Source organism: Streptomyces sp. NPDC002817 (genome assembly GCF_053592055.1).
In genome coordinates, this window is the sequence record NZ_JBSFUY010000004.1 from 441,721 (window position 1) to 465,564 (window position 23,844).

Annotated in this window: 19 protein-coding genes; 7 read left to right on the forward strand and 12 right to left on the reverse strand. The window is 70.6% G+C overall.

Annotated elements, in window-relative coordinates; all coding sequences use genetic code 11:
• Window positions 1–101: 101 nt before the first annotated feature.
• Together ACWD3I_RS11040 and ACWD3I_RS11045 are read left to right on the forward strand one after the other, a co-directional pair.
• Window positions 102–1,835, forward strand: coding sequence for an ABC transporter ATP-binding protein (locus ACWD3I_RS11040; protein WP_365393832.1), 1,734 nt, complete (start codon window positions 102–104; stop codon window positions 1,833–1,835).
• On the forward strand, window positions 1,835–3,763 hold the full coding sequence (locus ACWD3I_RS11045) for an ABC transporter ATP-binding protein (protein WP_365393833.1): 1,929 nt from the start codon (window positions 1,835–1,837) through the stop codon (window positions 3,761–3,763). The genes ACWD3I_RS11040 and ACWD3I_RS11045 overlap by 1 nt, the downstream gene beginning before the upstream one ends.
• A gap of 134 nt (window positions 3,764–3,897) precedes the next feature.
• On the opposite strand, the gene ACWD3I_RS11050 is transcribed toward ACWD3I_RS11045, so the two are convergent.
• The 5 genes from ACWD3I_RS11050 to ACWD3I_RS11070 form a co-directional block, all read right to left on the reverse strand.
• Window positions 3,898–5,193, reverse strand: a complete 1,296-nt coding sequence (locus ACWD3I_RS11050) for an RNA polymerase sigma factor (protein WP_266892727.1) — start codon at window positions 5,191–5,193, stop codon at window positions 3,898–3,900.
• A gap of 104 nt (window positions 5,194–5,297) precedes the next feature.
• Complete coding sequence (gene dnaG / locus ACWD3I_RS11055) at window positions 5,298–7,199, reverse strand: DNA primase (RefSeq protein WP_365393834.1); 1,902 nt, start codon at window positions 7,197–7,199, stop codon at window positions 5,298–5,300.
• 29 nt (window positions 7,200–7,228) lie between these two features.
• Window positions 7,229–8,494 (reverse strand): NAD(P)/FAD-dependent oxidoreductase, encoded by a 1,266-nt coding sequence (locus tag ACWD3I_RS11060; protein WP_365393835.1) that lies wholly within the window; start codon window positions 8,492–8,494, stop codon window positions 7,229–7,231.
• Between the two features lie 177 nt (window positions 8,495–8,671).
• On the reverse strand, window positions 8,672–9,925 hold the full coding sequence (locus tag ACWD3I_RS11065; RefSeq protein ID WP_365393836.1) for a deoxyguanosinetriphosphate triphosphohydrolase: 1,254 nt from the start codon (window positions 9,923–9,925) through the stop codon (window positions 8,672–8,674).
• 61 nt (window positions 9,926–9,986) lie between these two features.
• On the reverse strand, window positions 9,987–10,835 hold the full coding sequence (locus tag ACWD3I_RS11070; RefSeq protein ID WP_365393893.1) for a sirohydrochlorin chelatase: 849 nt from the start codon (window positions 10,833–10,835) through the stop codon (window positions 9,987–9,989).
• 310 nt (window positions 10,836–11,145) lie between these two features.
• Here ACWD3I_RS11070 and ACWD3I_RS11075 point away from each other — a divergent pair, with 310 nt between their 5' ends.
• Window positions 11,146–11,826 carry a SanA/YdcF family protein gene (locus ACWD3I_RS11075; RefSeq protein WP_365393894.1) on the forward strand — a complete coding sequence of 227 codons (681 nt, stop codon included), beginning with the start codon at window positions 11,146–11,148 and terminating at the stop codon, window positions 11,824–11,826.
• Here the strand turns inward: ACWD3I_RS11075 and ACWD3I_RS11080 are convergent.
• Genes ACWD3I_RS11080 through ACWD3I_RS11090 form a run of 3 tightly spaced genes read right to left on the reverse strand, consistent with a single transcriptional unit; the run spans window position 11,813 to window position 15,387 of the window.
• A complete protein-coding gene (locus tag ACWD3I_RS11080; protein ID WP_365393837.1) occupies window positions 11,813–12,580 on the reverse strand; it encodes an enoyl-CoA hydratase-related protein in 768 nt (255 codons plus the stop codon). The two genes, ACWD3I_RS11075 and ACWD3I_RS11080, sit on opposite strands and share 14 nt — an antisense overlap.
• Before the next feature lie 15 nt (window positions 12,581–12,595).
• Window positions 12,596–13,843: a ferredoxin reductase domain-containing protein gene (locus ACWD3I_RS11085; protein WP_365393838.1), complete on the reverse strand. Its 1,248-nt coding sequence runs from the start codon at window positions 13,841–13,843 to the stop codon at window positions 12,596–12,598.
• Window positions 13,840–15,387, reverse strand: a complete 1,548-nt coding sequence (locus ACWD3I_RS11090; RefSeq protein WP_365393839.1) for an amino acid adenylation domain-containing protein — start codon at window positions 15,385–15,387, stop codon at window positions 13,840–13,842. Before ACWD3I_RS11090 ends, ACWD3I_RS11085 begins: the two co-directional genes overlap by 4 nt.
• A 314-nt stretch (window positions 15,388–15,701) precedes the next feature.
• Here ACWD3I_RS11090 and ACWD3I_RS11095 point away from each other — a divergent pair, with 314 nt between their 5' ends.
• On the forward strand, window positions 15,702–17,792 hold the full coding sequence (locus tag ACWD3I_RS11095; protein ID WP_365393840.1) for a molybdopterin oxidoreductase family protein: 2,091 nt from the start codon (window positions 15,702–15,704) through the stop codon (window positions 17,790–17,792).
• 43 nt (window positions 17,793–17,835) lie between these two features.
• Here the strand turns inward: ACWD3I_RS11095 and ACWD3I_RS11100 are convergent, their stop codons facing one another.
• Window positions 17,836–18,759: an intradiol ring-cleavage dioxygenase gene (locus ACWD3I_RS11100; RefSeq protein WP_365393841.1), complete on the reverse strand. Its 924-nt coding sequence runs from the start codon at window positions 18,757–18,759 to the stop codon at window positions 17,836–17,838.
• 173 nt (window positions 18,760–18,932) lie between these two features.
• Window positions 18,933–19,346, reverse strand: coding sequence for a gamma-glutamylcyclotransferase family protein (locus ACWD3I_RS11105; RefSeq protein ID WP_365393842.1), 414 nt, complete (start codon window positions 19,344–19,346; stop codon window positions 18,933–18,935).
• A gap of 149 nt (window positions 19,347–19,495) precedes the next feature.
• Here ACWD3I_RS11105 and ACWD3I_RS11110 point away from each other — a divergent pair, with 149 nt between their 5' ends.
• The gene (locus ACWD3I_RS11110; RefSeq protein ID WP_365393843.1) at window positions 19,496–21,157 is read left to right on the forward strand and encodes a M4 family metallopeptidase; all 1,662 of its coding nucleotides are present in this window, start codon (window positions 19,496–19,498) and stop codon (window positions 21,155–21,157) included.
• A 118-nt stretch (window positions 21,158–21,275) separates the two neighbouring features.
• On the opposite strand, the gene ACWD3I_RS11115 is transcribed toward ACWD3I_RS11110, so the two are convergent.
• Window positions 21,276–21,860, reverse strand: coding sequence for an NADPH-dependent FMN reductase (locus tag ACWD3I_RS11115; RefSeq protein ID WP_365393844.1), 585 nt, complete (start codon window positions 21,858–21,860; stop codon window positions 21,276–21,278).
• Window positions 21,861–22,137: 277 nt separating this feature from the next.
• On the opposite strand from ACWD3I_RS11115, the gene ACWD3I_RS11120 reads away from it, so the two are divergent.
• Together ACWD3I_RS11120 and ACWD3I_RS11125 are read left to right on the forward strand one after the other, a co-directional pair.
• The gene (locus ACWD3I_RS11120; RefSeq protein ID WP_365393845.1) at window positions 22,138–22,659 is read left to right on the forward strand and encodes a hypothetical protein; all 522 of its coding nucleotides are present in this window, start codon (window positions 22,138–22,140) and stop codon (window positions 22,657–22,659) included.
• A 115-nt stretch (window positions 22,660–22,774) separates the two neighbouring features.
• Complete coding sequence (locus ACWD3I_RS11125; RefSeq protein ID WP_365393846.1) at window positions 22,775–23,401, forward strand: class F sortase; 627 nt, start codon at window positions 22,775–22,777, stop codon at window positions 23,399–23,401.
• Here the strand turns inward: ACWD3I_RS11125 and ACWD3I_RS11130 are convergent.
• Entirely contained in the window at window positions 23,339–23,755 is a 417-nt protein-coding gene (locus tag ACWD3I_RS11130; protein ID WP_365393847.1) for a winged helix-turn-helix transcriptional regulator, read from the reverse strand. The two genes, ACWD3I_RS11125 and ACWD3I_RS11130, sit on opposite strands and share 63 nt — an antisense overlap.
• Between the last annotated feature and the right edge of the window lie 89 nt (window positions 23,756–23,844).

Sequence of the window (23,844 nt, forward strand, 5' to 3'; positions counted from 1 at the left end):
TGCTGTCGGCTTAATCGGTTGAGGTAACGCGGGGGGAGTGTCCGACGATAGGGGCCAGGGGCAACCACCCTGCTCCCACCGCCGACTCCGAGAGACCAAGCGTGCTCATACGACTTCTGCGGACCTATCTCAGGCCCTACCGGAAACCCATCGCCCTCCTGGTGGTGCTGCAGTTCCTGCAGACCTGCGCCACCCTCTATCTGCCCACGCTGAACGCGGACATCATCGACAGCGGCGTCGTGAAGGGCGACACCGGGTACATCCTGTCCTTCGGCGCCTTGATGATCGGTATCTCGCTGATCCAGGTCGTGTGCAACATCGGTGCCGTGTACTACGGCGCGCGGACCGCCGCGGCCCTGGGCCGGGACGTGCGGGCCGCCGTGTTCGACCGGGTGCAGTCCTTCTCCTCCCGCGAGGTGGGTCACTTCGGGGCGCCCTCGCTGATCACCCGGACGACGAACGACGTGCAGCAGGTCCAGATGCTGGCCCTGATGACGTTCACGCTGATGGTGTCCGCGCCCATCATGTGCGTGGGCGGCATCGTGCTGGCGCTCGGCCTGGACGTGCCGCTGTCCGCGGTCCTCGTCGCGGTGGTCCCCGTGCTGGGTGTCTGCGTGACCCTGATCGTGCGGCGGCTGCGCCCGCTGTTCCGGGCCATGCAGGTACGCCTCGACACCGTGAACCAGGTGCTGCGCGAGCAGATCACCGGCAACCGGGTGATCCGCGCCTTCGTGCGCGACGAGTACGAGAAGGACCGCTTCCGGCACGCGAACGCCGAGCTCACCGAGATGTCGCTGGGCACCGGTAAGTACCTCGCGCTGATGTTCCCGATGGTCATGACGGTGGTGAACGTGTCGTCGATCGCGGTGGTGTGGTTCGGCGCCCACCGGATCGACGGCGGGCAGATGCAGATCGGCGACCTGACGGCGTTCCTCGCCTATCTGATGCAGATCGTCATGTCCGTGATGATGGCCACCTTCATGTTCATGATGGTGCCGCGCGCGGAGGTGTGCGCCGAGCGGATCCAGGAGGTGCTGGACACCTCGTCGAGCGTGGTTCCGCCCAAGGCTCCGGTGCTGGAGCTGCGGCGCCATGGTCATCTGGAGATCCGCGGGGCGGGCTTCCGCTATCCGGGCGCCGAGGAGCCGGTGCTCAGGGCCGTCGATCTCGTCGCCCGGCCCGGTGAGGTGACCGCCGTCATCGGGTCGACCGGCAGCGGCAAGTCCACGCTGCTGGGGCTCGTGCCCCGGCTGTTCGACGCCACCGACGGTGAGGTGCTGGTCGACGGGGAGAGCGTGGCGGGCATCGAGCCCGAGCTGCTGGCGCGGACCGTCGGGATGGTGCCGCAGCGGCCGTATCTCTTCGCGGGGACCGTGGCGAGCAATCTGCGCTACGGCAATCCGGACGCCACGGACGAGGAGCTGTGGCACGCGCTGGAGGTGGCGCAGGCCAAGGACTTCGTGCGGGGGCTGGAGAACGGGCTGGACTCCCCCATCGCCCAGGGCGGCACCAATGTCTCGGGTGGTCAGCGGCAGCGGCTCGCCATCGCCCGTACGCTCGTGCAGCGCCCGGAGATCTACCTCTTCGACGACTCCTTCTCCGCCCTCGACTACGCCACCGACGCGGCCCTGCGCGCGGCCCTGTCCCGGGAGACCGCCGAGGCGACCGTCGTGATCGTCGCCCAGCGGGTGGCGACCATCCGGGACGCCGACCGGATCGTCGTACTCGACGAAGGACGGGTCGTCGGCACCGGCCGGCATCACGAGCTGATGGCGGACAACGAGACCTACCGGGAGATCGTGCTCTCCCAGCTCACGGAAGCGGAGGCTGCCTGATGGCCGGGCCCATGGGGCGCATGATGGCCGGGACCGGCCCCGATCACCGGTCGATGGACTTCAAGGTGTCGGGGCGGCGGCTCGTCGGCCACTTCCGGCCGGAGCGGTTCACGGTCTACGCGCTGGTGTTCTGTGTGTTCGTCAGCGTGGGTCTGTCGGTCGTCGGGCCGAAGATCCTCGGCGAGGCCACCGACCTGGTCTTCGCGGGCATCGTCGGACGGCAGATGGAGCCCGGCGCCTCGAAGGAGCAGGTGCTTCAGGCGATGCGGGAGCGCGGGGACGGCCAGGTCGCCGACATGCTCCGCAGCACCGACTTCACCCCGGGTGAGGGCATCGACTTCGGTGCCGTCGGCAACGTCCTGCTGATCGCGCTCGTCGTGTTCGTCGTCGCCGGGCTGCTGATGCTGGTGGCGACGCGGCTGGTGAACCGGGTCGTCAACCGGACCATGTTCCGTATGCGGGAGGACGTGCAGACGAAGCTGTCGCGGCTGCCGCTGTCGTACTTCGACAAGCGGCAGCGCGGTGAGGTGCTGTCCCGGGCGACGAACGACATCGACAACATCGGGCAGACCCTCAACCAGTCGATGGGCCAGCTCATCAACTCGATCCTCACCATCGTCGGGGTGCTCGCGATGATGTTCTGGGTGTCATGGCTGCTGGCGCTGGTCGCGCTCGTCACCGTGCCGCTGTCGTTCGTGATCGCCACGCGCGTCGGCAAGCGGTCGCAGCCGCACTTCGTGCAGCAGTGGCGCTCGACCGGCAAGCTCAACGCGCACGTCGAGGAGATGTACACCGGGCACACGCTGGTGAAGGTGTTCGGGCGGCAGGAGGAGTCGGCGCAGCAGTTCGCCGAGCAGAACGAGGCGTTGTACGAGGCCGGGTTCAAGGCGCAGTTCAACAGCGGGGTCATGCAGCCGCTGATGATGTTCGTGTCGAACCTGAACTATGTGCTGGTCGCGGTGGTGGGTGGCCTGCGGGTCGCCTCCGGCACGCTGTCCATCGGTGATGTGCAGGCCTTCATCCAGTACTCGCGCCAGTTCTCGATGCCGCTGACGCAGGTCGCGTCGATGGCCAACCTGGTGCAGTCCGGGGTCGCCTCGGCCGAGCGGATCTTCGAGCTGCTCGACGCGGAGGAGCAGGAGGCCGACCCCATGCCGGGCGAGCGGCCCGCCGAGCTGCGGGGGCGGGTGGCGCTGGAGGGCGTGTCCTTCCGGTACGACCCCGAGAAGCCGCTCATCGAGGATCTGTCGCTCAAGGTGGAGCCGGGGCACACGGTCGCGATCGTGGGTCCGACGGGCGCGGGCAAGACCACGCTGGTCAACCTGCTGATGCGGTTCTACGACGTATCCGGCGGGCGCATCACCCTCGACGGGGTCGACATCGCGCGGATGTCCCGGGACGAACTGCGGGCCGGGATCGGCATGGTGTTGCAGGACACCTGGCTGTTCGGCGGCACGATCGCGGAGAACATCGCGTACGGGGCCTCGCGGGAGGTCACGCGGGGCGAGATCGAGGAGGCCGCGCGGGCCGCGCACGCGGACCGGTTCGTCCGGACGCTGCCCGACGGGTACGACACCGTGATCGACGACGAGGGTTCGGGGGTCAGTGCCGGTGAGAAGCAGCTCATCACCATCGCGCGGGCGTTCCTGTCCGACCCGGTGATCCTGGTTCTCGACGAGGCGACGTCGTCCGTCGACACCCGGACCGAGGTGCTGATCCAGAAGGCGATGGCGAAACTGGCGCACGGACGGACGTCGTTCGTGATCGCCCACCGGCTGTCGACGATCCGGGACGCGGACACGATTCTGGTGATGGAGAACGGGTCGATCGTGGAACAGGGTTCGCACGGGGACCTGTTGGCCGCCGATGGAGCATATGCGCGGCTGTACAAGGCACAGTTCGCGCAGGCGGTGGCAGAGGTCGACTGAGCACGCGGGGCGGCTGCGGGTCCGTTGTGGCTGGTCGCGCGGTTCCCCGCGCCCCTGAAGGGGCGCTCAGCTGAACGCGCCTTTCAGGGGCGCGGGGAACCGCGCGAGCAACCACGGACCACCCGCACCCGGCATCAGTCCAGATAGCCCCGAAGCTGATCCGCAAAAGCGTGATCCCGCAGCTTGTTCAGGGTCTTGGACTCGATCTGCCGTATCCGCTCCCGCGTCACGCCGAAGATCCGGCCGATCTCCTCCAGCGTGCGCGGGCGGCCGTCCGCCAGGCCGTAACGAAGCTGTACGACCTTCCGCTCCCGCTCCCCCAAAGTCGACAGCACCGCTTCCAGGTGCTCCCTGAGCAGCAGGAACGCCGCCGACTCGACCGGCGACGTCGCGTCGCCGTCCTCGATGAGGTCGCCGAGGGCCACGTCGTCCTCCTCGCCCACCGGGGCGTGCAGGGAGACCGGCTCCTGGGCCAGGCGCAGGACCTCGCTGACGCGTTCCGGGGCGAGGTCGAGGTGGGCGGCCACTTCTTCCGGGGTCGGTTCGTAGCCGCGTTCCTGCAGCATGCGGCGCTGCACACGGACGACCCGGTTGATCAACTCCACGACGTGGACCGGGACCCTGATGGTGCGGGCCTGGTCGGCGAGAGCCCGGGACATGGCCTGGCGGATCCACCAGGTCGCGTAGGTCGAGAACTTGTAGCCGCGGGCGTAGTCGAACTTCTCGACGGCCCTGATCAGGCCCAGGTTTCCTTCCTGGACCAGGTCGAGCATGGTCAGGCCGCGGCCGACGTACCTCTTGGCCACCGACACCACGAGCCGCAGATTCGCCTCGATGAGCCGGCGTTTGGCCATCCGTCCCATGACGACCAGTCGGTCCAGGTCGATCGCCAACTGGCTTTCCAGGTCAGGGGCGTTGAGGAGCTTTTCCTCGGCGAACAGGCCGGCCTCGACGCGGCGGGCCAGCTCGACCTCCTCGGCTGCCGTGAGCAGGGGGATACGGCCGATCTCGCGGAGGTACTGACGGAACAGGTCGGAGGAGGGACTGCTGGTGTCGGCGACGCGGCTGCGGCTCTTCGGCTGCGGAGCCTCGACCGGCTCAGCGGGTTCCACGGTCTCCAGGGCGTCGGCCGGCGGCTCTTCCGGCTCCGCCTCGGGGTGGTGCACGACACGGCTCTGCGGGGGGACCGCGGTGAGAACGTCGGTCTCCGTATCCGGCTCCGCGCCGTCTGTACCGGCGTCGGTCTTGTTGAGGGTCTGGGTCTGCACGGGGGCGACCTCCAGGATGATCGCTGCAGAAGTGAGCGGCAGCGCTGTTTCGGGGGCGGAGTCGACGGCCTCGCCGCTGTCCGTCCCGTACGCGATGAGCGGAACCGCGGGGGTGTGGGACCCGCTGGGGACGGATCGGCCGCGCTCCGAGGACTCAGGCACCGGAACCCAGTGTGGAGTACGACACATCGCCGCCACGAGGGGCGTGCGGTGACTTTTTGAGTCCGGTCCGTGACCGGGTGGTTACCCTGCCGGACGCAAACCCCTCAGAGAGCTGCGGCTCCGTGCCCGCGCAGCGCCTGGTCGTACTGTTGGAGTACCCACAATTCGTTCTGTACCGCGGCCAATTGCGCCGGATCTCCGTGGGTTCCCAGACGGGTGAGCGTGGACTGGATGTCGATGATGCGGCGCTCGACGGCGCGGCGGCGGACCGCCACGAGCTGTACACCCGCGTAGATCTCGTCGACGGTCTTGCGCATGATCGCCTCGACGGCCAGCTCCGTGACCATCGCGCGGACCGTGTCGTCGGGCGCGGTCTCGCGGACTCTCACGAGGTAGTCCTGGGAGTCCTGTACGCCGTACTCGGCGCCGCCGGCCTCCATGATCGCCTGGCGTACGGCGGCGTAGGGTGCGGCGGTGAACTCGTCGATGCCGTACGCGTCGAAGGCCGGGGAGACCAACTCGGGACGCTGGAGGGCGAGTTTGAGGAGCTCGCGTTCGGTGGCGTAGACGGGGTTGCGGAGGTTGAGGGCCGGTCCTGAGGCCTGGGGCCGGGGCGCGGAGTCGTACTGCTGCGGGCCGCGGGCGGCCGGCGCCGGGCCCTTGCCGCCGCGGTCGCGGGCCCAACGGGCCAGCTGGGCCACCCGCTTGACCACGAACTGGGTGTCGAGGATGCCGAGCATGCCGGCGAGCTGGACGGCGACCTCGTGCTGGGCGCCGCTGTTCTTGATGCGGGCGACGATCGGGGCGGCCTCGTCCAGGGCGGACGCCCGGCCTGCCGGGGTGTCCAGGTCGTAGCGGACGACGATCTGGCGGAGTGCGAACTCGAAGAGCGGGGTGCGGGGTTCGGCCAGCTCGGCCACCGCCTCGTCACCCTTCGCGAGGCGCAGCTCGCAGGGGTCCATGCCGTCGGGGGCGATCGCGATGTACGTCTCGGCGGCGAACTTCTGGTCGTCCTCGAAGGCGCGCAGGGCCGCCTTCTGGCCGGCCGCGTCGCCGTCGAAGGTGAAGATCACGCGGGCCGAGCCGTTGTCCATCAAGAGCCGGCGGAGGATCTTGATGTGGTCGCTGCCGAAGGCGGTGCCGCAGGTGGCGATGGCGGTCGTGACGCCGGCGAGGTGGCAGGCCATGACGTCGGTGTAGCCCTCGACGACGACCGCGCGGGACGCCTTGGCGATGTCCTTCTTCGCCAGGTCGATGCCGTAGAGGACCTGGGACTTCCGGTAGATCGCCGTGTCGGGCGTGTTGAGGTACTTGGGGCCGGTGTCGGCCTCGTAGAGCTTGCGGGCGCCGAAGCCGACGACCTCGCCGCCGATGTCGCGGATCGGCCACATCAGGCGGCCGCGGAAGCGGTCGATGGGGCCGCGGCGGCCCTCCTGGGAGAGGCCGGAGAGCAGGAGCTCCTTGTCGGTGAAGCCCTTGCCGCGCAGGTAGCGGGTGAGGTGGTCCCAGCCCTGGGGGCTGTAGCCGACGGAGAAGTGCTCGGCGGCGGACTGGTCGAAGCCGCGCTCGGCGAGGAACTTGCGGCCGGTGTCGGCCTCCGGGCTGGTGGCGAGCTGTTCCACGTACCAGTCGGCGGCGATCTTGTGGGCCTCGACCAGGCGGATCCGTTCACCGCGCTGGTGGGAGGGGTTGTAGCCGCCCTCCTCGTAGCGCAGCGTGATGCCGGCCTGCCCGGCGAGGCGCTCGACGGCCTCCGAGAAGGAGAGGTGGTCGACCTTCATCACGAACGTGATGGTGTCGCCGCCCTCCTGGCAGCCGAAGCAGTGGAAGAGACCCTTGCTGGGGCTGACCTGGAAGGACGGCGACTTCTCGTCATGGAAGGGGCACAGGCCCTTGAGGTTGCCTCCGCCCGCGTTCCGCAGCTGGAGGTACTCGGACACCACGGCGTCGATCGGGACCGCGTCCCGTACCGCCTTCACGTCCTCGTCGTTGATCCGTCCTGCCACGAGGTGAGTCTACGGGGCAGAACTGACATCTAAGGGACGAGGTTTTCGAGCGGAACGTGTGGGTCCGCCAGCGCCTCGGTGTCCACCTGTGTCTTCGAGCGAATCAGCTGTTGGACGGGCTCTGTGACGTCCCACACGTTCACGTTCATCCCGGCGAGCACCCGGCGCTCCTTCACCCAGAACGCGATGAACTCACGCTTTCCTGCGTCCCCCCGAATCACCACTTCGTCGTACGACCCCGGGGGCGCCCAGCCGCTGTACTCCATCCCCAGGTCGTACTGATCGGAGAAGAAATAGGGCACGCGGTCGTAGGCGAGGTCACGGCCGAGCATCGAGCGGGCCGCCGAGGGGCCGCCGTTGAGGGCGTTGGCCCAGTGCTCGACGCGCAGCCGGGTGCCGAAGAGGGCGTGGTGGAAGGAGGCCACGTCGCCGGCGGCGTAGATGTCGGGGTCGGAGGTGCGCAGCCGCTCGTCGACCACGATCCCGCCGCCGTACGCGCGCTCGGCGATCTCCAGTCCCGCGGCCTCGGCGAGGGCGATGCGCGGGGCGGCGCCGATGGCGGCGAGGACGTCGTGCGCCGGGTGCTCCTCGCCGTCGTCGGTGCGGGCGGCCAGCACCATGCCGTCCTGGCCGACGATCTCGGTCAGTTTCGCGCCGAAGTGGAAGCGGACGCCGCGCTCCCGGTGGAGGTCGGCGAAGAGCGCGCCGAGCTCGGGGCCCAGCACGGAGTGCAGGGGGGTCGGCTCGGGCTCCACGACGGTGACCTCGGCGCCGTACTCGCGGGCCGCCGCCGCGACCTCCAGGCCGATCCAGCCGGCGCCGGCGATCACGATGTGGCCGTTGTCCCGGCCGAGCGCGGCCAGCACTCCCTTGAGCCGTTCCGCGTGGGCGAGGCGGCGCAGATGGTGGACGCCCGCGAGGTCCGTGCCCGGGATGTCGAGGCGGCGGGGCTCGGCACCGGTGGCGATGAGGAGCTTGTCGTAGTGCACCAGCGTGCCGTCGTCGCCGAAGCGGACCGTCTTGGCCGTGCGGTCGATCGCGTCGACGGTCTGGCCGAGGTGCAGCTCGACGTCGTTGCGCGCGTACCAGGCCGGCTCGTGCACGAAGACGCTGTCGCGCTCCTCCTTGCCGAGCAGATAGCCCTTGGAGAGGGGCGGGCGCTCGTAGGGGTGATCGCGTTCGTCGCAGATCAGTATCACGCGGCCCGTGAAGCCCTCCGTACGGAGCGTCTCGGCCGCCTTGGCGCCGGCGAGACCGCCTCCGACGATGACGAATGTCTGATCCGCGTCGACCACTTGATGCCTCCTCGTAAGGGTGCCGCCACATGGGAGCGTCCCGCACGGAGCGTGATGGGGGAAGAGGGAGTGGCCCGATCAGGCCACGGAGGGTCACAATCGGGCGCGTTTGGCGTCACCCGTGGCACATATGTCGCACAAGTACCCGGCCGGGAACACGCGAACACGACATCGCTGTCATGCCTGACCCGTCAGCCGTGCGTGCAGCGAGCGGGCCGAGGCGTCGGTGAGGGAGGCGATCTGGTCGACGATCACGCGCTTGCGCGCGCGGTCGTCGGGTGCCTGGTCGAAGATCGCGCGGAACTGCGGCTCCAGGCCGTCCGGGGCACGACGGGTGAGCGCCTCGGCGAGTTCGGCGACCACGATCCGCTGGTCCGCCCGCAGCCGCTCCTGCTCGGCGCGCTGCATGACGTACCGGTCGGCGACCGCCTTGAGGACCGCGCACTCCAGCCGGGTCTCGTGCGGTACGACGAGTTCGGCGGTGTAGCGGGTCAGGCGCCCGGTGCCGTACCGCGCGCGTGTGGCGGCCTCCGCGGCGAGGCAGAAGTGGCCGATGAGCTGGCTGGTGGCGTCCTTCAGGCGGGACTGGGCCACGGCCGAGCCGTCGTAGCCGTGCGGCCACCAGGGCTGGTCCTGGAGCCGGTCCAGGGCCGCCGCGAGTTCCGCCGGGTCGGTGTCCTGCGGGACGTACCGGCCGAGGGCCACCGCGAAGACCGCCTCGCGTTCGGGTTCCGCGTGCAGGTAGTTGGGGTCGATGTGGCCGGCGTGCAGTCCGTCCTCGACGTCGTGGACCGAGTACGCCACGTCGTCGGACCAGTCCATGACCTGGGCCTCGAAGGTGGTGCGGGTGCCGGGGGCGGCCTTGCGGACCCAGTCGAAGACGGGGCGGTCGTCGTCGTACACACCGAACTTGGGGCTCTTGGGGTCCGTCGGGTGGGCGCCTCTGGGCCAGGGGTACTTGGTGGCCGCGTCGAGGGCGGCCCGGGTGAGGTTGAGGCCGACGGAGCCTTCGGGGGTGAAGCGTTTGGGTTCGATGCGGGTGAGGAGTCTGAGGGACTGGGCGTTGCCCTCGAAGCCGCCGCAGTCCTCGGCGAATTCGTTCAGTGCCTGTTCGCCGTTGTGACCGAAGGGCGGGTGGCCGAGGTCGTGGGCGAGGCAGGCGGCTTCCACCAGGTCCGGGTCACAGCCGAGGGCCGCGCCCAGCTCGCGGCCTACCTGGGCGCATTCCAGGGAGTGCGTGAGACGGGTGCGGGGGCTGGCGTCCCAGGCCTGGCTGCGGGTTCCGGGGGTGACGACCTGGGTTTTGCCGGCTAGGCGTCGGAGGGCCGATGAGTGGAGGATGCGGGCGCGGTCGCGTTGGAAGGCGGTGCGGCCGGGGCGTTTGTCCGGTTCCGGGGCCCAGCGTTCGGTTGACTCCAGGTCGTACGACATGTCTCGACAGTAAGGGCAGGGACTGACAAACGGAGTGCGCCTTCGCGTCTGCCTGGTTCCGCTATCCGGCGAGTGCGGGGTGTTCGTGGCTGGTCGCGCCCCGCGGCGGAGCCGCGGATTGATGCTGCCCCGCGCCCTTGAGGTTGGTCATCTGGTCGTACCTGTGCAGGAGCAGCCTCGCCATCGCCGGGTGTGTGCCCAGGGGGGCCGAGGCGATCCACGGGGCCGCCTCCGCGCACTCCGTCGCGAAGCGGCCGGGGGCCGTGAAGTAGGAGGCGATGGCGATCCTCGTGCGGCCGCTCGCCGCGAGGACCTCGATGGCGTCCGGGACCCTGGGAGCCGCCGTCGTCGCGTAGGCGGGGACGACCGGGACGCCGAGGCGGTCGGAGAGGAGCTGGGCCGTGCGGCCGGTGTCGACCTTGGACTCCGGGTCGCGGGAACCCGCCGCCGCCAGGACCACCGCGGTCCGGCCGCGCGTCGTGTCGTCCATGCGGGTGTGCCAGCCGGCCTCGACCAGGCGGGAGTACAGGGTCTCCACCAGGAGGGGATGCGGGCCGAGCGGGGCGGCCACGCGTGCGCGTACCCGGGTCGCGGCGGCCATCTCGGGGATGTCGCGCTTGACGTGGTAGCCGCGGCTGAGCAGGAGCGGGACGAGGATCGCCTCGCGGTCGCCGAGGGCGGCCAGGGTGTCGGGCAGCAGCGGCTCGTTCAGCTCGATGTGGCCGAGCCGGACGGACAGGCCGGGGCGCAGGGCGCGGACCTTGTCGAGGAGTGTGCGTACGGTGCTCAGGGCACGCGGGTCGCGGCTGCCGTGGGCGACGACGACGAGCGCGGGCGGTTCGGGGCGCCGCCTGCCGTCGAGCGACACGAGGCTGAGCTGGCTGGCGAGCTGGCTGCTGATCCGGTTCATGAGGTGCGCCGTACTGTCGAGGTCGGCCCCCGGGAGCAGCAGGGCGCCGGGGCTGGCGGTGGACTCGTCGCGCGGAGGGTTCGACGGCGTCATGAACTGATGGTGGGGGCGGGAGGTTGCCGCCCCGTTGCGCGAAGATAACAGGGATTTTCCGTGGGTTCACGGTGGGGTGGGAGGGCATTGTGAGGTGGCTTGACCTGCGGTTTCACCGGCGCTGGTGAGGCTGGTCACGTGCTCTTAGGCGAACCGTGGAGGCTTACATCACGTCCCTGACTGTCGAAGGACGACCAGGGAGGGACCGCCCGTGAGACTGCGCAGGCCGCGGAGGCCACGTATCCCCCGCACCCGTACCGGGCAGCGGCGGCTGGTGCAGGCCGTGATGCTCGGGTGCGTACTGGCGCTGCTGCCGGCGACCTGGATGTACGTCGTGACGGGCGACCGGCTGCGCACGACCGCGGACGTACCGCACACCGAGGTCGCCGTCGTCTTCGGCGCGGGGCTGTGGAACGACGAGCCGTCGCCGTACCTCGCCCACCGGCTGGACGCGGCGGCGAAGCTGTACCGCGAGGGCCGGATCGAGGTCGTCCTCGTCACCGGCGACAACAGCCGCAAGGACTACGACGAGCCCGACGCCATGCGCACCTATCTGACCGAGCACGGCGTTCCCGACCGGCGCATCGTCAGCGACTACGCCGGGTTCGACACCTGGGACTCCTGCGTCCGCGCCAAGAAGATCTTCGGCGTCGACCGGGCCGTCCTGATCAGCCAGGGCTTCCACATCCGGCGGGCCGTCGCGCTGTGCCGGCAGGCCGGTGTGACGTCGTACGGCATCGGGGTCGAGGCCAAGCACGACGCCACCTGGTACTACGGCGGGGCGCGGGAGGTCGTCGCGGCCGGCAAGGCGGTTCTGGACGCGGTCTTCGAGCCGGATCCCCGGTTCCTCGGCCCCGAGGAACCGGGGGTCGGCCAGGCGCTCGCTAGCGCCCGGTGAAGCGCGGGGCGCGTTTCTCCAGGAAGGCGGTCATGCCCTCCTTCTGGTCGTGGGTCGCGAACAGGGCGTGGAACACGCGGCGTTCGTAGCGGATGCCGTCGCGCAGGCCCGTCTCCAGGGACCGGTCGACGCAGTCGCGGGCGGCCCTGACCGCCGTGCGGCCGTACGAGGCGATCGTCTCGGCCGCCCCCAGGGCCTCCGTGAGGACCCGTTCGTCGGGGACGACCCGGGAGACCAGTCCGGCGCTCTCCGCCTCCCTCGCGTCCATCGTGCGGCCGGTGAGGACCAGGTCCATGGCCTTGGCCCGGCCGACGAGGCGGGTCAGGCGTTGGGTGCCGCCGATGCCGGGGATCACGCCGAGCTTGATCTCGGGCTGGCCGAACACCGCCGACTCCCCCGCGATCACGAGGTCGCACATCATCGCCAGTTCGCAACCGCCGCCCAGGGCATGGCCGTTGACGGCGGCGATCTTCGGGGTGCGCAGGTCCGCGAACTCCTCCCATGCGCTGAAGTAGTCCTCCGCGGCCATGTCCACGGCCGTCCTCGCGGCCATCTCCTTGATGTCGGCGCCCGCCGCGAAGACCTGCTCCGAGCCGGTGACGACGAAGCAGCCGGCCTCGGGGTCCGCGTCCAACGGGCGCAGGGCGTCGAGGAGTTCGGTCAGGAGTTCGCCGCTCAGCGCGTTGCGGACGTGGGGGCGGTGCAGGCGTACGGCCACGACACGGCCGTGGCGCTCGATCTTTATCGTGTTCATTTCTCCTCCGTGGAATTACGAGTCCCAGATCGCGCCGTACGCCGGAATCCCCCGCTGTTCCAGGCCGTGGACGACCTGCCAGGTGAGCTTCTTGTTGCTGATGCAGATCACCGCCTCGGCGCCGAAGTCGCGGTAGGCGACGTACGCGAGGCGCACCATGTCGGGCTTGCCGTCGCGGGAGGTGTCCCAGATCAGGGCGTGGGGCTGGACGGCGAGGATCTCGTCGACGAGGTCGTCGCCGTAGGTGGTGCGGGGGTCGCGGGTCGCCCAGACCAGGCGGGAGGGGACCTCGGCGGCCAGGAGGTGCGGGAGGCAGGGGCCGATGCCGCTGCCGGTCGCGACGTAGACCACCTTCGTGAAGAGGGTCTCGATGTTGGCGACTCCGGCCGTGGTGATGCCCTTCACCCAGATCCGGTTCGGCATGTCGTCGATGAAGTCGCCCGTCCAGTCGCCGGCCCGGGAGATCGTCAGCCGGAAGCCGGGCTCGCCGGGGGCCGGGACGTTGGCGAAGGAGTGCCATTCCTTCAGCGGGCTGCGGCTGATGGCCGTGGAGGAGCCCGCGAAGGGGGTCTCTCCGTGGTCGAAGCGGGCCAGCACCACGTGTGGGGAGGGGCGTTCGACGCGTACGTCGACCTTGCGCAGGCGCAGCCACGGCAGGGCGACGCTGAAGGTGACGACCGACAGGACCGCCACCTCCACCGGGCCCGGGGCCGCCAGGAGCGTGTGCGTCCAGAAGAGGGCGAGGGCCGTCCAGCCGCCGAAGCGGTGGATCTTCTCGAAGTGGTCGTGGTGGCGGGAGCGGAAGGGCGGCAGGGCCGTGGCGATGATCAGTGCGAGGAGGGCCGTCAGGGTCCAGCCCACCGCCCTGAGCGGGCCGTCGGTCGTGGTGATCGTGAGCGCCAGGAACCAGCTCGCCCCCGCCAGCGCGCCGCCCACGTGCAGTCCGCCGAAGTGGTACACCTTCCCCAGCGTCCAGCGGACCTTCAGCGGCCAGCTGGTCGGCGCCCAGGTGGCCAGCTTGAAGAGGAGGTTGATCACGTACTGCTGGCGGACCAGGATCGCGAGGGCCAGGTCGGCGAGGGCCGCGTGGCCCATGGTGCGGGTCGACGGGGTCCAACTCACGTACAGGAAGACCAGGTTGGCCGTCAGTACCAGTGCCGCCAGGCGGTTGTAGTGCATCAGCCGCGGGTGCTTCAGCAGTCGGCGCGGGGCCGAGGTCCGCGGGGGCAGTTCCACCGACCGGCGCTCGAGTGAGGTCGTCATCGGGACACCACCGCGCGCTCCTCGGCCAGCCGTAGCAGCGCCGCTTTGTCGATCTTGCCGCGGTCCGTCTCGGGCAGATGCGTCAGGGCCATGACACTCTCGGGCACGCAGTAGTACGGCAGCGCGTCCGCCACCGCGCGCCGGGCCGTGTCGGGGTCGACGTCGGCCGGGGTGACGAACGAGACCAGGGTGCGGGCGTCCTGCTTCAGGGTCACCGCGCGCCGGCAGCCCTCGACCGACTCCAGCACCGAGGAGACGGAGTCGAGTTCGACGCGGAAGCCGCGCACCTTGACCTGGTCGTCGGTGCGGCCGAGGTGCTCCAGTTCGCCGTCGGGGGTCCAGCGGCCCAGGTCGCGGGTGCGGAACATACGGTGGCCGGCGCCGAGGAAGGGGTCGGGGGCGTAGCGCTCGGCGTTGAGCCGGTCGTTCTCCAGGTAGCCCGCCGAGACGCAGGCGCCGCCCGCCCACATCTCGCCGATCTCGCCGATGGGGAGCGGGCGCAGGTCGGCGTCGAGGACGTAGACCGTGTTGTTGGGGGTGGGGCGGCCGATGGTGAGGATCCGGGACGACACCTCGTGGCGGCGCATCGTGTTGACGATGGTCGTCTCCGTCGGACCGCAGCAGTTGTAGAACGTCGCCTGGCGGGCCCAGCGGTCGGCGAGCGGGCGCGGGCAGGGCTCCCCCGCCACCGCCACCGTGCGCACGCGCGGGCAGCTCGCCGGGTCGACGCCGGACAGGACCGTCGGGGTGGCGATGACGACGTCCGCGCCGCGGGCCGCGGCCGCGATGTCCTTGCCGCGGATGACGAGGGTGGCGCCGTGGGCGAGGCAGCCGAGGATCTCCCAGGCGGCCATGTCGAAGGCGATGTTGAGGAGCTGGGCGACCCGGTCGCCGGGGCGGATGCCGAGGTCGCCGGGGGCGGTGAGGAGGATGTTGGCGACGTTGCGGTGGGTGACCTTCACCCCGTTGGGGCGGCCGGTGGTGCCGGAGGTGAACAGGACGTAGCAGCCGTCGTCGGGGTGCACCCGGACGTCCGGTCTCGGTGCGGGGGCGGCGGTGCGGGGGCCCGGGACGTACGGCAGCGGCTCGTCGAGGGCGATCAGGTGGTGGCCCGGCGGCAGCGGGACGCGGTGGGCGTGCTCGGCGACGGTGATCACGACACGGGTGCGGGCGGCGCGGATCACGTGGGCGAGCTGGGAGGCGGGGGCGAGGCCGACGTCCTGGGGGACGTAGGCGGCGCCCGCCTTCAGGATGCCGAGGAGGCCGACGAGCATGGGCACGGAGCGGCGGACGAAGAGACCGACGTGGTCGCCGGGGCGCACACCCTGGCGGATCAGACGGGCGGCGAGGGCGTCGGCGTAACGGTCGAGCTCGCCGTAGGTGATCCGGGCGCCGAGGTGTTCGGCGGCGACGGCATGCGGGGCGGCGGCGGCCTGTCGCTCGACGGCGTGGTGGATCAGCGGGTCCGGGACGGGGACGGCCGGGCCGAAGCCGTACCGGTGGAAGAGGTGCTGGTCGCGGGGGGCTAAATGGCGCAGGGGCATGCTGGGGAAACCTCCTGGCTGGCTTTTCGCGTGAGAGATTGCCTGGCGCCAAGCTGGATCCGCGCTCGACTGTAGCTCCGGTTTTTCAACTCTCAACGACGCGTCATCGGCCAACCACGAGAGGGAACGAGCCACATGTGACGTCTTTCACAGCAGAGGCAACTTTCGTCACAGTCGGCGGCGACTCGGGGTGGGCACCTGTGCGCCCGGCCGGGCGGCCTCACCGCGCCCGGCGTCCGGCGGGGAGGTCGCCGTCCCGCTCGCGTAACAGGGAGCCGTCGCGCACGTAACACGGCGGAAGCACGCTGAGGAGCATGCAGAACTCCGCGACGCCCACCCACTGCCCTTACTGCGCCCTGCAGTGCGGGATGAACCTCACGCCCGTCCAGGACGGGGGCGTGGAGGTCACCGAGCGCGCGGACTTTCCGGTGAACCGGGGTGCGCTGTGCGGCAAGGGCCGCACGGCTCACCAGGTGCTCTCCTCCCGGGTGCGCCTGACCTCCCCGTTGGTGCGCTCCGAGGGCAAGCTGGTGCCCGCCACCTGGGACGAGGCGCTGGACCGGATCGCCGGGGAACTGCGGCGTACGCGTACGGAGCATGGTCCGGACGCGTGCGGGGTGTTCGGCGGGGGCGGCCTGACGAACGAGAAGGCGTACACGCTGGGCAAGTTCGCCCGGGTCGTCCTCGGCACCTCGCAGATCGACTACAACGGCCGCTTCTGCATGTCCTCCGCGGCGGCCGGCGGCATCAAGGCGTTCGGCCTGGACCGCGGGCTGCCGTTCCCGCTGGAGGACATCCCGAAGACGGGCTGTGTGATCCTCGTCGGCTCCAACCTCGCCGAGACCATGCCGCCGTCGATGCGCTTCTTCAACGAGCTGCGCGAGAACGGCGGCACGCTCATCGTCATCGACCCGCGCCGCACCAGGACCGCCGAGCAGGCGGACCTGCATCTGATGCCCCGCCCGGGCACCGACCTCGCGCTGGCGCTGGGCCTGCTGCACCTGGTCGTCGCCGAGGGGCGGGTCGACGAGGCGTACGTCGACGAGCGTACGGCCGGCTGGGAGGAGGCCCGCGCCGCGGCGATGGCCCACTGGCCGGAGTACGTGGAGCGGATCACCGGCGTTCCCGTGCCGCAACTCCGCGAGACCGTACGGATGTTCTGCGAGCCCGAGGCCGCGATGGTGCTGACCGCGCGCGGGCCCGAGCAGCAGTCCAAGGGCACGGACACCGTGGGCGCCTGGATCAACCTGTGCCTGGCGACGGGCCGGGCGGGGAAGCCGTTCTCCGGGTACGGCTGTCTGACCGGGCAGGGCAACGGACAGGGCGGGCGCGAACACGGCCAGAAGGCCGACCAGTTGCCCGGCTACCGCAAGCTGGACGACCCGGCGGCACGACAGCATGTGGCCGAGGTGTGGGGAGTCGAGCCCGACTCGCTGCCCGGCCCCGGACGCAGCGCCTACGAGTTGCTGGACGCCCTGGGTGTCGACATCAGGTCGCTGCTGCTGATGGGTTCCAACCCGGTGGTGTCGGCGCCGCGCGCCGCACACATCGAGGAGCGCATCAAGTCCCTTGATTTCCTTGCCGTCTGTGACGTCGTGCTGTCGGAGACGGCGGAGCTCGCCGACGTCGTCCTGCCGGTCACGCAGTGGGCGGAGGAGACGGGCACGACGACCAACCTGGAAGGCCGGGTGCTGCTGCGCCGCCAGGCGATCACCCCGCCCGAGGGCATCCGCAGCGACCTGGAGGTCATGCACGAACTGGCCGACCGGCTCGGTGTGGAGAAGGGCTTCCCGACCGACCCCGAGGAGGTCTTCGAGGAGCTGCGGCGGGCGAGCGCGGGCGGGCCCGCGGACTACTCGGGAATCACCTACCGGCGACTGGCCGAGGAGAACGGGGTGTTCTGGCCGTGTCCCACGGCCGACGCCGATGCGGAAGCGGGACATCCCGGCACGCCCCGCCTCTTCCTCGACCGCTTCGCCACGCCCGACGGCCGTGCCCGCTTCGTCCCCGTCTCGCACCGGGCCTCCGCCGAGGAGCCGGACGAGGGGTACCCGGTGCTGCTGACGACCGGCCGGGTCGTCGCCCAGTACCAGTCCGGCGCCCAGACCCGGCGCGTGGACGAGCTGAACGCCGCCGCACCGGGCCCGTTCGTGGAGCTGCACCCGCGGCTCGCGGCCCGGCTGGGCGCGGCCGAGGGCGACCCGGTGGCGGTCGTGTCCCGGCGGGGCCGGGCCGTGGCACCGGCCCGCATCACCACCGGCATCCGTCCCGACACCGTCTTCATGCCCTTCCACTGGCCGGGCGAGGGCCGCGCGAACACCCTCACCAACCCGGCACTCGACCCGACCTCGCGGATGCCGGAGTTCAAGGCGTGCGCGGTGCGGCTGGAGACGGTGAAGCCGTAGGCGCGGGGCCGTCCCTTCCCGCCGGTGATGACGCCGGTGCGGCCTATGTGCCCGACGGCATCGGCACCGGGGAGTCGGTGGGCGGCTCGGGCGGGGCGCTGCCGTTGCCGGGAGGCGGGCTGCCGCCGTCTGCGCTGCCCGCGCCGGTGCTCTCCTTGTCGGGGTCGATGCCGACGGTCAGGGTGCCCGTGAACCCCTTGGCGACGGACCCGGTGATGGTCAGGAGCCCGTCCTTGGCGCCGCCGCCCGCGTACACCATGTCGTCGTCGAGCTTGGTGACGGTCCCGGAGTGCCGGCTGTAGGGCTCGGTCCCGTAGACCTCGGTGCCGTACTTGTCGTCGAAGAAGAGCTGACCCGTCCAGTTGACCTTGCCGCCCTCGTAGGTGTCGTCGGCCTTCTTGCCGCCGGTGTGCACCTTGACGTGGATGTGGGTGGCGCGCGGGGTGTACCAGCCGGGGTAGATCGTCGTGAACTCGACGACGCCGTTGCCGTCGGTCGTCCGGTAGCCGCGCAGATACGTCTTGTCGTCGGCGCCGCTGGTGTCCTCGCTCTCGGCGGGGGCGGAGCCGCCGGGGTTGGCGGTGGTGTAGCCGGAGTAGTAGCCCCAGGCGTCGCAGTGCCAGATCTCGACGGCGGCGTCCTTCACGGGCGCGCAGTCCTCTGTCCGGTCCAGCACGGTCAGTTTCACCGTGAGAGGGACGCCCTTCTTGCCGTCGGTGATGTTCTTCCGGAAGAGAGCGCCGTCGAGGTAGTACGGGCCTTGCGTGACGCTGCCGTTGAGGACGCAGATGTCGGAGGTGGCGGCGGAGGCGGTGGCCGTACCGGAGGCGGCGGCCCGGGTGTCGGTGTCGTCGTCGGACGAGCACGAGGTGACGCCGAACCCCACGGCGGCCCCGGCCGCGACGCCGCTGAGCGCGAGGACGCGCCGTCTGGTGATGTCGCTGTCTGTGTCTTTCTTGCCGTTCATGGCGGGAGGCTAGGCACCGCCCCTGCGCCGGACGGGGGTGCCGCACGGGCCGGTCGCCCACACGGCTCAGTTGCCGTGAGCGAGCGGCTGGACGAGGGTGTGCCAGGGGCGGAGGCTCTCGCCGTACTCGCGCCGCTGGTGGCCGAGTTCGACCGTCACGGTCCACAAGTCACTCAGCCGCGGACCAGCCAGTCGCCGCTGCCGATCAGCTTGCCGCGGGCACGCAGTTCGGTCGCCACGGCGGGGGCGGCGACGTACACCCACGCCCGCGCGGACACGCCGTCGACGTCCCGTACGACGTCGCGCTCGATCCGCTCGTAGAGGTTGTCGGGATCGCCGGGCGCGTAGTCCTCGAGCCGGTCGAGGGCGACCAGGAGGTCGTCGTACGCCTCGGGGAGGGCGGTGACGAGCTCCCCGAGGACGGTGCCCCCGGGCTCCTCGACGGCGTACGGATAGCCAGGACCGTCGTACAGCACCACGCCGTCGAGCCGTCCCGGCTCCTCTGAGCCGGTGCGGCCGCGGAGGAAGTGGTCGTGGTTGACCTCTCCGGGTCGCAGGGTGCCGTAGACGAAGAACGGGAGTCTCACAGAAACGATTCTCTCTCCTCACACACGGGTGCCGGACGTGCACAGACGCCCTATGGACATGACATGTCATGGCCCCTTAAATCTCAGGCAGCACTCGCGCCTCCTCGTTTTCCCCCCACGCGCCCCAAGGCGCCTTTTCAAGGAGACAGATGAGCCGGATACGTCCCGTTCGCCCTGTCCACACCCTCCTGGGGTCCCGGCTCGCCACGGTCGGCATGGCCGCCACCGCCGCGGCCCTCCTGGCCACCGCGCTCTCCCCGACCGCGGGTGCGGCCGACAGGCCGACCCGGGCCACCGCGATCGACAACGCGGCGGACGTGCTCGTGGCACAGGCCTCGAAGCTGGGCCTCACCGCCGCGCAGGACACGAAGGTCCGGGACGTGGTGGTCGACAAGGACGGCGGGCAGCACGTCCGCTACGACCGTACGTACCGCGGAATCCCGGTACTGGGCGGCGACTTCGTGGTCCACCTGGACGCGAACGGAACGTACCGCAGCACCGACAGGGCCACCCGCCGGCCCATCGCACTGTCCTCGGTCACCCCTGGCCTCACCGCCCCGAAGGCCGCCGTCCTCGCGGCGAACGCGCTGCGCGCGGCCAACCTCGGCGAGACGCTGAAGAAGCTGACGGCCGAGCCACAGCTGGTCGTCGACGCCCTGCACGGCGCGCCGAAGCTGGCCTGGCGGACGAACGTCGTCGCACAGGACTCGCTCGGCAACCCGGTCGGGCGCACGGTGCTGACCGACGCGGGCACGGGTGCGCAGATCGACGCGTGGGACTCGATCGAGACGGCGACGGGTGACGGGAAGTCGCTGTACGGCGGGACGGTGCCGCTGGAGACGACGCTGTCGGGATCGACGTACCAGCTCAAGGACGCGACGCGTGGAAACACATACACGGGCGACGCGGCGAACAAGACGGACCTCTGCATCCTGGGCATCTGCATCAGCCGCGCCCCGGCGACGCTCTTCACGGACGCCGACAACCACTGGGGAACGGGGGCGACTTCGGACCGCGCGACGGCGGCCGTGGACGCCCAGTACGGCACCGACGTCACCTGGGACTACTACAAGAACGTCCACGGGCGGAGCGGTATCGCGGGCGACGGCAAGGGCTCGTTCAACCGCGTCCACTACGGCAACAACTACAACAACGCCTTCTGGGACGACAGTTGCTTCTGCATGACGTACGGCGACGGCGACGGGACACAGCTCGGCCCCCTCGTGTCGCTGGACGTGGCGGGCCACGAGATGTCGCACGGTGTGACGTCGAAGACGGCGGCGCTGACGTACTCGGGTGAGTCGGGCGGCCTGAACGAGGCCACCTCGGACATCTTCGGGACCCTGGTGGAGTTCTACGCGGGGAACTCCACGGACTCAGGGGACTATCTGATCGGCGAGAAGATCGTCCGCTCCGGCTTCGGCCGGGACGCGCTGCGCTACATGGACAAGCCCTCGAAGGACGGGAACTCGGCGGACTGCTGGAGTTCGACGGTCAAGGACCTGGACGTGCACTACTCGTCCGGTGTCGCGAACCACTTCGCCTTCCTCCTCGCCGAGGGCAGCGGCGCCCGGACGGTGAACGGCGTCAGCTACAACTCCCCCACCTGCAACGGCTCTTCGGTGACGGGCATCGGCCGGAACAAGGTGGGCGCGATCTGGTACCGGGCACTGACGGTCTACATGACGTCCTCGACGAACTACGCGGGTGCGCGTACGGCGACGCTGAACGCGGCGAAGGACCTGTACGGGTCCGGGAGCACGGAGTACAACGCGGTGGCCGCGGCGTGGAGTGCGGTGAACGTGAGCTGAGGCGCGGCCGCCGGCGATGCGGTGGCAGTGCGGCAGCGGGCGTGACCAGGCTCCCTGCCGCACTGCCACCGCCTTCCCAGGAACCCGGTCCCGGGCCCTGATCGAGCAAGGGGCGGGGCTACGCCCCGTACGGCCTCAGCTCCCTCGCCTCCCTCAGCCCCCTTCCCCACCACACCAGCTGGTCCAGCATCGTCTTCGCCGCCGCCTCCGGTCCCGCCGGGTCCTTCAGCCTCCCCTCGTCGTCGAACGACGCCCCCGCGTTGTGGAAGGACACCGTGTCCCGGACCGTCACCGCGTGCAGTTCCGCGAAGACCTGCCGGAGGTGTTCCACCGCTCGCAGGCCGCCCGACATGCCGCCGTACGAGACAAGGGCGACGGGCTTGGTCTGCCACTCGGTGTAGTGCCAGTCGACGAGGTTCTTGAGGCCGGCGGGGTAGGAGTGGTTGTACTCGGGGGTGAGGACGACGAAGGCGTCCGCGGTGGCCAGTTTCGGGGAGATTCCGGAGAGGGCCGCCGTCGCCTCCTGGGTTCGGGCGAAGGACATGGGGAGGTCCGTCTCCGCGACGTCCACGACCTCGGGGAGCAGGTCCTCCCGGTCGTGCATCAGGTCGAGGAGCCAGTCCGCGACGACGGGGCCGAAGCGGCCGTGGCGGTTGCTGCCGACGACGAGGGTGACCTTCAGAGGTGCGTCTGTGATCTGCATGAGAGACAGCCTGATACCTCGACAAAGGTTGAGGTCAAGCCCCGGCCGCCGACGCCGGGTCACCCGGTCGCACCCCCGCTCTGCGCCCTTCGGGTTCTCTTCCGCGACACCTCCGCGCTACGCCGGTGACCTGCCCAAACACCATCACCACAGCCCCGCCGCACACCGACCTGACACCCATTCACCCCATTTCTGACGCACCCTCAGGAAGCGCGCTCGGCCCGCTGCCACTTACCTCGGAAGGGCAGGGAACACCGAAGAGCTCGAGGGAGCACCGATGCGCCGTACCGCCCGCATGCTGACCGGCACCGCGCTCGCCGTCGCGGCCGCGGGGCTGGCCGCCGCACCGGTGTACGCCGCGGACGCCAAGAGCCTGGAGGTGTACCCGTCCTCGGTCGTGCCCGGCGGACAGGTCACGGTGAACACGGCGGCGTGCGAGGACGGCGACACCGCGGCGGGCGACGCGAGTGCGGTGGGCGCCGGACCGTTCACGCTCGCGCCGAGCACCCATGAGCAGGACGCGATCGGACAGTTCCAGGTGCCGGAGAGCGCGCAGCCGGGGACGTACGAGATCGTCGCTACGTGCGCGGAGGGCGGCCGGCGGGTCACGGGCGACCTGGTGGTCACGCTCACCTCCACCCGTCAGCAGGTGTATCCCCGAGGAAGTGTGAAGACGGGGGTCGGTGGCGCTCTGGGCCCCGATCCCGTGCAGACCGCGGCCGGCGTGGCGGCTCTCGCCGTCGCCGCCGCGGGCGGTACCTGGCTCCTGCATCGCCGGGCGAGAGGCGACGGGATCTGACGGACACCCTCCGCTGTCCGTCCGCCGGTACCGCATGTCCCCTCCCCCTCCGGGTCCGACGCCCCTCGCGGCCCGGAGGGGGACAGGGGCAGGCTCAGTGAAAAGGAGGCTCGGCATGCGCGGACACCGCAGCGCCGGCAACTTCGTCATAGCGGCCGTCACCGTCGTCGCCCTGTGCTGCGGTGCCTGGCTGCTGCGCAGTGGCGCCGCGACGCACGCACCGCCGCAGCCGTCCGCAGCCGAGGCCCGCGCCGACCGCACCGACGCACGCTCCGCGCCCGCGCTGCCGCCCTCACCTCCGGACCGCATCCGCATCCCGTCGATCCGCGTGAACGCCCCCCTGATGGGCCTCGGACTCACCCCGACCGGCAGCCTCGACGTCCCGCCCGCCGCGAAGGAGAACCTCGCCGGCTGGTACGAGGCCGGCACCACCCCCGGTGAGACGGGCACCGCGATCGTCGCCGGACATGTCGACAACGCCGACGGTCCCGCCGTCTTCTACGACCTCGGCGCCCTGAAGAAGGGCAGCACCGTCGAGGTGGCCCGGCGCGACGGCGGCACCGCCGTCTTCTCGGTCGACTCCGTCGAGGTGTACGACGCGAAGGACTTCCCCGACGAGAAGGTGTACGGCGCGGCGCACCGGCCCGAGCTGCGGGTGATCACCTGCGGCGGGGGCTACTCACGGGCGACCGGCTATCAGGGCAACGTCGTCGTCTTCGCGCATCTGACCGGCAGTCGCTGAAGCACCGTCGAGCGGGTTCGCCGGGGCACCGCCGAGCATGTTCTCCTTGCCCCAGTCCCCCAGCGGCCCCAGCGCCTCGTTGAGCGTCTCGCCCCGCTCGGTCAGGGAGTACTCGACCCTCGGCGGCACCTCGTCGTACGCCTCCCGGTGCACGATCCCGTCCGCCTCCAGCTCCCGCAGATGAGCCGCGAGCACCTTCTCCGTCACCCCCGGCAGCTCCCGGCGCAGCTCGCCGAATCGGCACGGCCGTTCATGCAGCGCCCAGAGGATGAGCACCTTCCACTTGCCGCCGATCACATCCATCGCCGCGTCGATCCCGCAGACGTACGACCCCGGCCGCCGTGCCCTCGCCATGCCGCCCCCTCTTCCTGCCTGGACTCTTTCCCGGCGGTAACCACCCACTCTCAAGTACGTACTTGAGCAGGCGCTTCCCCACGAACAAC